Source organism: Buttiauxella sp. 3AFRM03 (assembly GCF_003675305.1).
Classification (GTDB): Bacteria; Pseudomonadota; Gammaproteobacteria; order Enterobacterales; family Enterobacteriaceae; genus Buttiauxella; species Buttiauxella ferragutiae.
The window spans coordinates 4,314,162-4,326,632 of record NZ_CP033076.1; the positions used below are offsets into that span (position 1 = coordinate 4,314,162).

The window sequence follows — 12,471 nt, forward strand, 5'->3', positions numbered from 1 at the left end:
CTGGCCTTGCGAATGTTAAAAGCTTTATTCTGGCGGCGCCGCTACCTTTTGGTTGTGGTGCCGCTCTTTATTTGTCTGGGAATTTGGCTGGCAGACCGGATTTGGCCATTGCCGTTGTCACAGGCGAATCCTGCACGTGTCGTGGTTGCAGCAGACGGCACGCCGCTGTGGCGCTTTGCCGATGAGAAAGGCATCTGGCGTTATCCGGTCACGCTGAATGATGTCTCTCCCCGCTATCTCGAAGCTTTGATCAACTACGAGGATCGTTGGTTTTGGGATCATCCAGGGATCAATCCACTTTCGATTTTACGAGCGGCCTGGCAGGATCTTCGCAATGGGAAAGTGATCTCAGGTGGCAGTACGTTGACGATGCAAGTCGCGCGTTTGCTTGATCCGCATCCTCGTACGTTTGGCGGGAAAATCCGCCAGGTCTGGCGAGCGTTGCAGCTTGAATGGCATCTTTCAAAACAAGAAATTCTCACTATTTACCTTAATCGAGCCCCCTTTGGCGGCACGTTACAGGGCGTAGGGGCGGCCAGTTGGGTCTATTTGGGTAAGTCCCCGCAACAACTTAGCTATGCGGAGGCGGCCTTATTGGCAGTACTTCCACAGGCGCCTAGTCGTTTGCGCCCGGACCGCTGGCCAGAACGGGCTCAGACCGCGCGTAATAAAGTGCTTCTTCGTATGGCAGAACAAGCCGTTTGGGAACCTCAGCAGGTTAAGGAATCGCTGGAGGAACCGGTATGGCTGGCCGCACGGCAGATGCCGCAACTGGCTCCGCTGCTGTCGCGCTATCTGGCAAATCGCAGTCCCGCTCAGAAAATCACGACCACCATCGACGCATCGTTACAGCGTCAACTGGAAGAACTAGCCCTTAACTGGAAAGCACAATTGCCTTCGCGATCATCACTGGCGATGCTGGTCGTCGATCACACCACCATGGAAGTGCGCGGTTGGGTAGGTTCGGTCGATATCAATGACCAAAACCGTTTCGGGCATGTTGATATGGTGACGGCCATTCGTTCACCCGGTTCGGTGCTGAAACCCTTTGTTTATGGCCTGGCGCTGGATGATGGGCTGATACATCCCACTTCGTTGTTACAGGATGTGCCACGCCGTTTCGGCGATTACCGGCCAGGAAATTTCGACACCGGTTTTCATGGGCCAGTGAGTATGAGTGAGGCTCTGGTGCGCTCGCTTAACCTTCCTGCTGTTCAGGTATTGGAAGCGTATGGGCCAAAACGGTTTGCAGCACAACTGCGTAATGTGGGGCTGGATCTGCGTTTCCCGGCTGGCAGTGAGCCCAATCTTTCGCTCATTCTTGGTGGTGGGGGGGCGCGACTGGATCAGTTAGTTGCTGCTTATAGCGCTTTTGCTCGCCATGGTCGCGCGGCGCATCTACGTTTGCAACCCGACCAGCCATTACTTGAGCGTCCTTTGATGTCTGCGGGAGCCGCGTGGATTATTCGTCGAGTTCTGGCAGGCGAAGCGCAGCCGCAACCGGATGCCACTTTGCCTGCTGTGGTGCCTTTGGCCTGGAAAACGGGCACCAGTTACGGCTATCGTGATGCGTGGGCTATCGGAATAAATCCCCGCTATCTCATTGGTATTTGGACCGGACGCCCTGATAGCACGCCGGTTGCTGGGCAGTTTGGATTAGGCAGCGCCGTGCCACTGCTAAACCAGGTTAATAATCTGCTGCAAGCCACTTCCGCTGTTCAGCAAGCGCGTTTACCGGTTGACCCGCGTCCGGCAACGGTTTCTGCCGGTGAAATTTGCTGGCCGGGCGGGCAAAACCTGGCGGCTGGAGACAGCAATTGCCGACGCAGACTATCGGGCTGGTTACTGGATGGTAGCCAACCGCCAACACTAGAAGCTCCGGGGCAGGAGGGGATTCAGGGGTCGAGAAAGGTAATATGGCTGGATGAACAAGGGAAACGTGTGGCTGCCGATTGCCCGGGGGCAACACAACATACTATTGCACTATGGCCCCTGCCGCTTGAGCCATGGTTACCGGAGGGCGAAAGAAGAGTCGCTCGTTTGCCTGCGGTCTCGGAACAGTGTCCACCACAGCAGAAAGATGAAGTTACGCCTTTATTGTTGTTAGGGGTACGCGAGGGCGCTATTTTGAAACGTCTGCCGGGTGAGTTGCGCCTGGTGCTCCGCCTTAGCGCTCAGGGGGGCCAGGGCGATCGCTGGTGGTTTTTGAATGGCGAACCGGTCAGTGAAAACCAGAACGGAATTGCGCTGAATCTGGATAAACCGGGTAAGTATCAGGTATTGGTCCTTGATGGCGCCGGGCAGATTGCCGCTGCTCATTTCACATTGCAGTAGAGTAATAGTGTGATTTTTAGGCGTTTAGATGAGAAGTGTTGCCGATGTTCGTTTTATTTTAAAAAAATGTTACCTGCATCCATAGGCAACTCGAGACTTGCTCATTATAATCGGCGCCAAATCATAACCGGGTATCCCCTAAATGAAGAATGGTGGGGACCGGGCAAACAGAACAGACACAGAGGTAATCATGGCTATTGAACGTACTTTTTCCATCATCAAACCAAACGCGGTGGCAAAAAACGTTATTGGTAATATTTATGCTCGTTTTGAATCCGCAGGGTTTAAAATTGTTGGCGCCAAAATGTTGCACCTGACTTCAGAACAGGCTCAAGGCTTCTATGCTGAGCACACAGGTAAGCCATTCTTCGATGGTCTGGTTGCGTTCATGACTTCTGGCCCAATCGTGGTTAGCGTTCTGGAAGGTGAAAACGCCGTTCAGCGTCACCGTGACATTCTGGGCGCGACTAACCCAGCAAACGCTTTGGCAGGGACTCTGCGCGCAGATTACGCTGATAGCTTCACCGAGAACGGCACCCACGGCTCTGATTCTTTAGAATCTGCTGCTCGTGAAATCGCCTATTTCTTCGCTGAAGGCGAAGTTTGTCCGCGCACTCGTTAATTAGCACTATCTGTTAAGCGGCCGTTACATTTTATTTGTATGTACATCGCTTTCAGTCATGGCATCTGAGCCATAGAATTTGTACAATGCTACGCCCCGGATGAGCTTGCTCTCTGGGGCGTATCTTTTTAACCCTCCTGGGGCCGTAACGTGTAACAACGAGGCCGGAAGAAAATATGTCAGAGCAAATTGTCACTCCTGAGACGCCTGTTTCAGTCGTTTCCAACAAGTCAGAAAAAATTAACCTGTTGGATCTTAACCGCCAGCAACTGCGTGAGTTCTTCGCTGATATGGGCGAAAAACCTTTCCGCGCTGATCAAGTCATGAAATGGATGTATCACTATTGCAGTGATGATTTCGATGACATGACCGACATCAACAAAGTTCTGCGCAACAAACTTAAAGAAGTCGCTGAAATCCGCGCTCCTGAAGTTGCTGAAGAGCAACGTTCTGCCGATGGCACCATCAAATGGGCAATCAGAATCGCTGATCAACTGGTCGAAACCGTGTATATCCCTGAAGAAGACCGCGCCACACTGTGCGTTTCCTCTCAGGTTGGTTGTGCCCTGGAATGTAAATTCTGCTCAACCGCTCAGCAAGGTTTTAACCGTAACTTGCGTGTTTCTGAAATTATTGGCCAGGTATGGCGTGCGGCGAAAATTATCGGTGCACAAAAGAAAACCGGCGTACGTCCTATCACCAACGTGGTGATGATGGGCATGGGTGAGCCGCTGCTGAATCTCAACAACGTGGTTCCAGCAATGGAAATCATGCTTGATGATTTCGGTTTTGGGCTTTCTAAACGTCGCGTAACGCTTTCCACATCGGGTGTAGTTCCGGCTCTGGATAAATTGGGCGATATGATTGATGTAGCACTTGCTATCTCTCTTCATGCACCGACCGATGATATTCGTGACCAAATCATGCCGATCAACAAAAAGTACAACATCGAGACTTTCCTGGCGGCTGTTCGTCGCTATCTGGAGAAATCCAATGCCAACCAGGGCCGTGTCACCGTGGAATACGTTCTGCTGGATCACGTCAACGATGGTACTGAACATGCGCATCAACTGGCTGAATGTCTTAAAGATACGCCGTGTAAAATTAACTTAATCCCATGGAACCCGTTCCCGGGGGCACCATACGGACGCAGTTCCAATAGCCGAATTGACCGTTTCTCGAAAGTACTGATGAGCTACGGTTTCACAACCATCGTGCGTAAAACGCGTGGCGATGATATTGATGCGGCTTGCGGCCAGTTGGCAGGTGAAGTGATTGACCGTACCAAACGTACGTTGCGCAAACGTATGCAGGGTGAACCTATTGATGTTAAAGCAGTCTGATAAGCATTCATTTTGAACAGACTGGCGCCATGCAGTCATGCCGCTGTACGGCGCAAAAAACACGTAGTGATATCTTGCAGTTATGCAAGGTTCGCAAGCGTGTTTAAGATTAATAATTACTGTGCGTTTCACCGCACTTTAAGGCAGTATGTAGCGGCACAACAATAGTTTAGGCGCATCTATTTAAGCCATCATGGGTCGCAATCCACTGACAACATTCAAAATGATGTCTATGGTTAACTCATCGGTGACAAATCGTTCATGTAATGCAGTTGTTTTAGGTGAATGAGTAGTTTGAGCTGAATATTATGTTGTCTGAAGGGGTGCCCTTCAGAAGATAAATTAGTTTCGCGGAGCGGGAGAGTGTGGCGTAGCGGAAATGCTGTGCGACAAGGCTCCTGCCTAATTCCTCAATCGAACAGCACCAGTAGTTGTAGCTAATGAATACTGAAGCCACTCAAGAATCAAATGCAGCAAAAACCACGGGTGAACGTCTACGTACCGCTCGTGAAGAACTCGGTCTTAGCCAACAAGCTGTGGCAGAACGCCTGTGCCTGAAGGTTTCTACCGTCCGGGATATTGAAGATGACAAGGCGCCTGCCGAGTTAGCGTCTACGTTCCTGCGTGGTTATATCCGCTCTTATGCACGACTGGTGCGTATCCCTGAAGAAGAACTGTTGCCGATGATGGCAAAACAGGCACCGATTAAGGCTGCCAAAGTTGCCCCAATGCAAAGTTTTTCCCTGGGGAAACGTCGCAAGAAACGTGACGGTTGGTTAATGAGCTTTACCTGGCTCGTTCTGTTTGTTGTTGTCGGTCTGACGGGCGCATGGTGGTGGCAAAACCACAAAGCGCAACAGGAAGAGATTTCGACGATGGCAGATCAATCTTCAGCTGAACTTTCAGCAAGCAATAGCAATTCTCAATCAGTTCCATTGAGTACCAATGATTCATCTGCAACTGATACCTCAGCACAGCAGCCCGTGCAGACACCTGCGACACAATCTGCACCTGGAACTGATTCAACACAAAATCTGGCTCCGGCAGCAACGGCCCAGCAAACCACTCCAGCGGACTCCTCCGCTGTAGTGGCTCCAGGCCAGGCTCCTGTTGAAAATGTGCAGGCCACTACGCCGCCTGCACCAAATGCCACCTTACCGACCGATCAAGCCGCTGTGACTAATCCTGCCACGGCGGCAGCAGATCCGAATGCGTTAGTCATGAATTTTAATGCCGATTGCTGGCTTGAAGTGACCGATGCGACGGGTAAAAAATTATTCAGCGGCATGCAGCGTAAAGATGGCAATTTGAATTTAGCCGGCCAGGCTCCGTATAAGTTGAAAATTGGTGCTCCGGCGGCAGTACAGATTCAGTTTCAGGGTAAACCTGTCGACCTGAGTCGATTTATCAGAACTAGCCAGGTTGCGCGTCTGACGGTAAGTGCTGAATAATCGCAGCCAGCATGACGCGTAATTGTGGAGATTTGTAATGCATAATAAAGCCCCAATTCAACGTAGAAAATCCACACGGATCTACGTCGGGAATGTGCCAATCGGCGACGGGGCACCGATCGCCGTCCAGTCTATGACCAACACCCGTACTACGGATGTTGAAGCAACAGTTAATCAGATCAAAGCGTTAGAAAGAGTGGGTGCCGATATCGTTCGTATATCTGTACCGACTATGGACGCAGCAGAGGCGTTTAAGCTTATAAAACAGCAGGTCAATGTCCCGCTGGTCGCTGATATCCATTTTGATTACCGCATCGCCCTGAAAGTTGCTGAGTATGGCGTTGATTGCCTGCGCATCAACCCTGGTAACATTGGTAATGAAGAGCGTATTCGTATGGTTGTCGATTGCGCCCGCGACAAAAATATCCCTATTCGTATCGGCGTTAATGCCGGATCGCTGGAGAAAGATCTCCAGGAAAAATATGGCGAACCCACACCGCAGGCGTTGTTAGAGTCAGCGATGCGTCATGTCGATCATCTTGATCGTCTTAACTTTGATCAGTTCAAAGTCAGCGTCAAAGCGTCGGATGTTTTCCTTGCTGTTGAATCCTATCGTTTACTGGCTAAACAGATTGATCAACCGTTGCATCTTGGGATCACCGAAGCGGGTGGCCTGCGCGCCGGTTCTGTTAAGTCTGCGATTGGCCTGGGTTTGCTGCTTTCTGAAGGCATCGGTGACACGCTGCGCGTTTCACTGGCGGCCGATCCTGTAGAAGAGATCAAGGTTGGTTTCGACATCCTGAAATCTTTGCGTATTCGTGCTCGTGGTATTAACTTCATCGCCTGCCCAACGTGTTCGCGCCAGGAATTTGATGTTATCAGTACCGTGAACGCTCTCGAAGAGCGCCTGGAAGATATCATCACGCCAATGGATGTTTCGATCATCGGTTGTGTGGTGAACGGGCCGGGTGAAGCACTGGTTTCCACTTTGGGCGTGACGGGGGGCAACAAGAAAAGCGGTTTCTACGAAGACGGCGTGCGTCAACGTGAGCGAATGGACAACGACAACATGATTGCGCAGCTTGAAGCGCGTATTCGTGCCAAGGCCTCCATGCTTGATGAATCGCAACGGATTAATATCCAGCAGTTGGAAAAATAGTGCGAAACATGGGAAGCATTCGGCTTCCCGTGTATGATTGAACCCGCCAGACGTTTCGCGATAGCAAACAGTCTGATTTCGGGTTCATTTTTTGTATAAATTCGGTAGAGAATAAACGTGGCAAAAAACATTCAAGCCATCCGCGGCATGAACGATTACCTGCCTGGCGAAACCGCCATCTGGCAGCGCATTGAAGGCATTCTGAAACAGGTGCTCGGCAGCTACGGTTACAGTGAAATCCGTTTGCCGATTGTAGAGCAGACCCCGTTATTCAAACGCGCCATCGGTGAAGTGACCGACGTGGTTGAAAAAGAGATGTATACCTTTGAGGACCGCAACGGCGATAGCCTGACTTTGCGCCCTGAAGGCACCGCGGGCTGCGTGCGTGCCGGTATCGAACATGGTCTTCTGTACAATCAGGAACAGCGCTTGTGGTACATCGGGCCGATGTTCCGCCATGAGCGTCCGCAAAAAGGGCGCTATCGCCAGTTCAATCAGTTGGGTGTCGAAGTCTTTGGTCTGCAAGGGCCTGATATTGACGCAGAACTGATCATGCTGACGGCTCGCTGGTGGCGTGCCTTGGGTATCGACAAACACGTCAGTCTGGAACTGAATTCTATCGGTTCTCTTGAAGCGCGCGCTAACTACCGTGACGCGCTTGTTGCGTTCCTTGAACAGCATAAAGAGAAGCTCGACGAAGATTGCCAGCGTCGCATGTACAGCAACCCGTTACGCGTACTGGACTCAAAAAATCCAGACGTTCAGGCATTGCTGGATGATGCGCCAACACTTGGCGATTATCTGGACGAAGAGTCTCGCGAACACTTCGCAGGTCTGTGTCAGTACCTGGATGCTGCCGGTATCGCGTATACCGTGAATCAGCGCCTGGTGCGCGGCCTGGATTACTATAACCGTACCGTTTTCGAATGGGTAACAAGCAGCCTGGGTTCTCAAGGCACCGTTTGTGCGGGCGGCCGTTATGACGGCTTGGTTGAGCAACTGGGTGGCCGTGCAGCGCCTGCTGTTGGCTTCGCAATGGGTCTGGAACGTCTTGTTTTACTGGTTCAGGCCATTAATCCGGAATTTAAAGCAGAATCTGTTGTCGATATTTACCTGATATCGTCAGGTCAGGGAACGCAAGCTAAGGCAATGCTGTTGGCTGAGCAATTACGTGACCAGGTCCCGGCTATCAAGCTGATGACTAACTACGGCGGTGGTAACTTCAAGAAACAGTTCGTCCGTGCAGATAAGTGGGGTGCACGTGTTGCACTGGTGCTGGGCGAAACTGAAGTTGCTAATGGTCAGGTCGTCGTGAAGGATCTGCGCACGGGTGAGCAAACTACCGTTGAACAAGTAAACGCGGTCGCTCATTTACAGGCGCTACTGGGTTAATTTCCCCAGTGATTAATCGTTAAGGAGAAGGACTGCGTGGAAATTTACGAAAACGATAACGAGCAGGTTGATGCGGTAAAACGCTTCTTTGCCGAAAACGGCAAAGCGCTGGTAGTGGGCGTGGTTCTGGGTATTGGCGCACTGGTTGGTTGGCGTTACTGGAATAGCCATCAGGCTGAAAGCTCAATGGCATCTTCTCTTGAGTATCAAACCGTGACTCAAGCTGTGCGTGCTGACCAACCTGCAACGTTGAGTGCAGCAGAGAAATTCGCTGCAAACACGAAGAACACTTATGGTGCCCTGGCATCACTGGAAATTGCTCAGAAGTATGCAGATAACAACGACCTCGCGAAAGCGGCAGCTCAATTGCAGCAGGGTCTGAGCAGTACTAAAGACGAAAATTTGCAGGCGTTGATTAACGTGCGTCTGGCACGTGTTCAAATCCAACAAAAGCAAATTGATGCCGCGCTGAAAACGCTTGATAGCATTAAAGGTGAAGGTTGGGTAGCCATTATCGCTGATTTACGCGGTGAAGCACTGCTCAGCAAAGGTGATAAGCAAGGTGCACGCGATGCGTGGAGCAAAGGCTCACAAACTGATGCTTCTCCAGCTCTGCGCGAAATGATGCAGATGAAAATTAATAATTTGTCGAGCTAAGAGGGACCCGATGCAATTGCGTAAACTACTTGTACCAGGGCTGATTTCTCTGACGCTGCTCAGCGGTTGTTCACTGTTTAGCGGTGAAGAAGATGTGGTTCAAATGTCTCCACTGCCGACAGTCGAAAACCAATTCGAACCTGAAAAATCATGGAGTACTTCTGTTGGTAGCGGAGTGGGTGATTTCTATTCCAATTTGCATCCAGCGTGGCAGGACGGCAACATTTATGCAGTCGATCGCCGTGGTATCGTGAAAGCCGTTAACGCGGATGACGGTAAAGAAGTCTGGTCTGTCGACCTTTCCGAAAAAACGAGCTTTTATACCAGCAACGTTTCGGCACTGCTTTCTGGTGGCGTAACTGTTGAAGGTGCACATCTTTACGTTGGTAGTGAAAAAGCGCAGGTTTATGCGCTTAACACCTCTGATGGTAGTATTGCATGGCAAAGCAAGGCCGCTGGCGAAGTGCTTTCTCGCCCAGTGGTTAGCGATGGTTTAGTTCTGGTTCATACCAGCAATGGCCAGCTTCAGGCATTTGATGAAGCTGATGGTGCCGTGAAGTGGACGGTGAACCTGGATATGCCAGCACTTTCTCTGCGTGGCGAATCAGCACCTGCAGTCGCGTTTGGTGCTGCAATTGTTGGCGGTGATAACGGTCGTGTAAGCGCGGTTATGCTGAAGCAAGGCCAGTTGATTTGGCAGCAACGTATCTCTCAGGCAACCGGTTCGACAGAGATTGACCGTCTGAGCGATGTCGATACGACCCCTGTTGTTGTTAACGGTGTGGTTTATGCGCTGGCATATAACGGTAACCTGACTGCGCTGGACTTACGTTCAGGCCAGGTGATGTGGAAACGTGAATTAGGTTCAGTAAACGACTTTATTGTTGATGCGAACCGTATTTTCCTCGTTGACCAAAATGACCGCGTGATTGCACTGAATGCTGATGGCGGTGTCACGATGTGGACGCAAAGTGATCTGCTGCACCGTAATCTGACTTCACCTGTTCTGTACAACGGTTATCTGGTTGTCGCCGACAGTGAAGGTTATATGCACTGGCTCAACGCTGATGACGGTCGCTTTGTTGCCCAACAAAAAGTGGACGGCTCTGGATTCCAGACTGACCCAGTTGTTGCCAGTGACAAGCTGTTGATTCAGTCAAAAGACGGTACGTTGTACGCTATCAAGCGTTAAACTTGCCTGAAGTAATTAAGAGAAAAACGGTTCCTGTAGTCCGGGAGCCGTTTCCTGTTTTTAGAAACGATGTGATTTGACGTCGTTTTATGATGAATTTTGAGTAATGAGGCTTTTATCATGGTACCTGTGGTTGCGCTTGTCGGGCGCCCTAATGTCGGAAAATCCACGTTGTTTAACCGCTTGACGCGTACCCGAGATGCGCTGGTCGCGGATTTCCCGGGGCTGACTCGCGACCGCAAGTATGGTCGTGCTGAAGTGGAAGGTCGCGAATTTATCGCCATTGATACCGGTGGTATTGATGGAACGGAAGATGGCGTTGAAACACATATGGCTGCACAGTCGCTGTTAGCGATTGAAGAAGCCGATGTAGTGCTGTTTATGGTGGATGCGCGTGCTGGCCTGATGCCTGCCGATGAAGCCATTGCCAAACATCTGCGTTCTCGTCAGAAGCCAACCTTCCTGGTGGCGAATAAAACTGACGGCATGGACCCTGATCAGGCGGTTATCGATTTCTACTCTTTGGGATTAGGTGAAATTCACCCTATCGCAGCATCTCATGGCCGCGGCGTAACAACGCTGCTGGAACACGTGCTGATTCCGTTCATCGATGAAACTAATCCGCGTGAACCGGAAGAAGAGATCGATGAAGATACAGCCTACTGGGCGGCATTCAATGCTAAACATGGCATTGTTTCTGAAGACGACGAAGAGATTGAAGAAGAGGAAGAAGAAGCTTTCAACCCTATCGATTTACCCATCAAACTGGCAATTGTTGGTCGTCCGAACGTAGGTAAGTCAACGCTTACTAACCGTATTCTTGGCGAAGACCGTGTTGTGGTCTATGACATGCCGGGAACCACGCGTGATAGCATCTACATTCCAATGGAACGTGATGAGCGCGAATACATCCTTATCGACACCGCAGGTGTTCGTAAGCGTGGCAAAATCACTGAAACCGTTGAGAAATTCTCGGTAATCAAAACCCTGCAAGCGATTGAAGATGCCAACGTTGTGATGCTGGTTATCGATGCTCGTGAAGGTATTTCTGATCAGGATCTGTCGCTGCTCGGCTTTATCCTGAATAGTGGGCGCTCACTGGTGATTGTGGTCAACAAGTGGGATGGTCTGAGCAACGAAGTCAGGGAGCAAGTCAAAGAGACCCTGGATTACCGTCTCGGCTTCATCGATTTTGCTCGTGTGCACTTTATCTCTGCGTTGCACGGTAGCGGTGTTGGCAACCTGTTCGAATCTGTTCGCGAAGCCTATGACAGCTCCACGCGTCGTGTAAGCACCGCGCTTCTGACTCGCATCATGACCATGGCTGCGGAAGATCACCAGCCACCGTTGGTTCGTGGTCGCCGTGTTAAGCTGAAATACGCTCACGCCGGTGGTTATAACCCGCCAATTGTCGTCATCCACGGCAACCAGGTGAAAGACCTGCCGGATTCCTACAAGCGTTACTTGATGAACTACTTCCGCAAATCGCTGGATGTTATGGGCACGCCAATCCGTATCCAGTTCAAGGAAGGCGAGAACCCGTTTGCCAACAAACGTAACACGCTGACACCGAATCAGATGCGTAAGCGTAAGCGTTTGATCAAGCACATCAAGAAAAGCAAATAAAACTGCGCGGTTACCAGCCGTTAGCAAAACAAAAAGCCCGCATCGCGGGCTTTTATACATTCAGGCTATTGGTAACGATTTTGCTTATTGTACCTGGTACTTTTTCTGTAATTCGCTGATGCGTTGCTGATATGAGTCATTCAGGCAAGAGGTTTTGTCATCTGCTTTCCAGCATTCATCACGCCCCTTAATCCATCCACGCTGCTCAGCTTTAAGCGTGGAATTATTATTTGATTTCACCAGAGCTTGCTTGTAGATATTCGCCAGTTTGAGATCCAGCGCGGAAAGCGTTTCGTTTTGGCAAATCAACTCTTCCATACTGCTTTTACTTACTGCTGAACATGAAAATGAAGGCCCAGATTTCTGCTCATTTTTTTTCTGTGCAGTCGGCGCGAAGCTTACTTCATCTTCGGGTAAACAGACGCCGTGAGTACGATTGGGGCCGGTAAAAGAAATCTCAGGATTACCGTCTGCTGAACGCACAATGCTGATCACTGTTTTTCCACTGGTCGCTTCCCAATAGGTCGGGCTGCTCTGTTTAATCGTCGCTTTTTGACCATTCACCCACACGCCACCTTTACCGTCACTGTAAGTTCCGCCAGTTTTCCCACAGCTAAAATTGAACGCCTGCGGAGGGGCAGCCAATGCTGAGAGAGGGAGTAAGGCCACTGCGATAAGAAGCAACTTTTTCATGA

At 50.5% G+C, this 12,471-nt stretch carries 10 protein-coding genes; 9 read left to right on the forward strand and 1 reads right to left on the reverse strand.

All coding sequences use genetic code 11. From position 1 onward, the window contains the following. Positions 1 to 12 precede the first annotated feature (12 nt). The 9 genes from pbpC (at position 13) to der (ending at position 11,776) form a co-directional block, all read left to right on the forward strand. Positions 13 to 2,334, forward strand: a complete 2,322-nt coding sequence (gene pbpC, locus D8682_RS21560; protein WP_121815102.1) for a peptidoglycan glycosyltransferase PbpC — start codon at positions 13 to 15, stop codon at positions 2,332 to 2,334. Between the two features lie 190 nt (positions 2,335 to 2,524). Continuing rightward, the gene (ndk, locus tag D8682_RS21565; protein WP_064544453.1) at positions 2,525 to 2,956 is read left to right on the forward strand and encodes a nucleoside-diphosphate kinase; all 432 of its coding nucleotides are present in this window, start codon (positions 2,525 to 2,527) and stop codon (positions 2,954 to 2,956) included. Between the two features lie 176 nt (positions 2,957 to 3,132). Then, positions 3,133 to 4,299: a bifunctional tRNA (adenosine(37)-C2)-methyltransferase TrmG/ribosomal RNA large subunit methyltransferase RlmN gene (locus D8682_RS21570; RefSeq protein ID WP_064544455.1), complete on the forward strand. Its 1,167-nt coding sequence runs from the start codon at positions 3,133 to 3,135 to the stop codon at positions 4,297 to 4,299. 440 nt (positions 4,300 to 4,739) lie between these two features. Continuing rightward, complete coding sequence (rodZ, locus tag D8682_RS21575; RefSeq protein ID WP_121815103.1) at positions 4,740 to 5,750, forward strand: cytoskeleton protein RodZ; 1,011 nt, start codon at positions 4,740 to 4,742, stop codon at positions 5,748 to 5,750. A 37-nt stretch (positions 5,751 to 5,787) separates the two neighbouring features. Beyond that, complete coding sequence (ispG, locus tag D8682_RS21580) at positions 5,788 to 6,909, forward strand: flavodoxin-dependent (E)-4-hydroxy-3-methylbut-2-enyl-diphosphate synthase (RefSeq protein WP_121815104.1); 1,122 nt, start codon at positions 5,788 to 5,790, stop codon at positions 6,907 to 6,909. A 117-nt stretch (positions 6,910 to 7,026) separates the two neighbouring features. After that, positions 7,027 to 8,301 (forward strand): histidine--tRNA ligase, encoded by a 1,275-nt coding sequence (gene hisS, locus D8682_RS21585; RefSeq protein WP_121815105.1) that lies wholly within the window; start codon positions 7,027 to 7,029, stop codon positions 8,299 to 8,301. A gap of 36 nt (positions 8,302 to 8,337) precedes the next feature. Continuing rightward, positions 8,338 to 8,958, forward strand: coding sequence for a YfgM family protein (locus tag D8682_RS21590; protein WP_064544463.1), 621 nt, complete (start codon positions 8,338 to 8,340; stop codon positions 8,956 to 8,958). 10 nt (positions 8,959 to 8,968) lie between these two features. Beyond that, the gene (bamB, locus tag D8682_RS21595) at positions 8,969 to 10,150 is read left to right on the forward strand and encodes an outer membrane protein assembly factor BamB (RefSeq protein WP_121815106.1); all 1,182 of its coding nucleotides are present in this window, start codon (positions 8,969 to 8,971) and stop codon (positions 10,148 to 10,150) included. A 120-nt stretch (positions 10,151 to 10,270) separates the two neighbouring features. Beyond that, positions 10,271 to 11,776 (forward strand): ribosome biogenesis GTPase Der, encoded by a 1,506-nt coding sequence (gene der / locus D8682_RS21600; protein WP_064544467.1) that lies wholly within the window; start codon positions 10,271 to 10,273, stop codon positions 11,774 to 11,776. Between the two features lie 84 nt (positions 11,777 to 11,860). On the opposite strand, the gene D8682_RS21605 is transcribed toward der, so the two are convergent. After that, positions 11,861 to 12,469, reverse strand: coding sequence for a lysozyme inhibitor LprI family protein (locus D8682_RS21605; RefSeq protein ID WP_121815107.1), 609 nt, complete (start codon positions 12,467 to 12,469; stop codon positions 11,861 to 11,863). Positions 12,470 to 12,471: the final 2 nt, after the last annotated feature.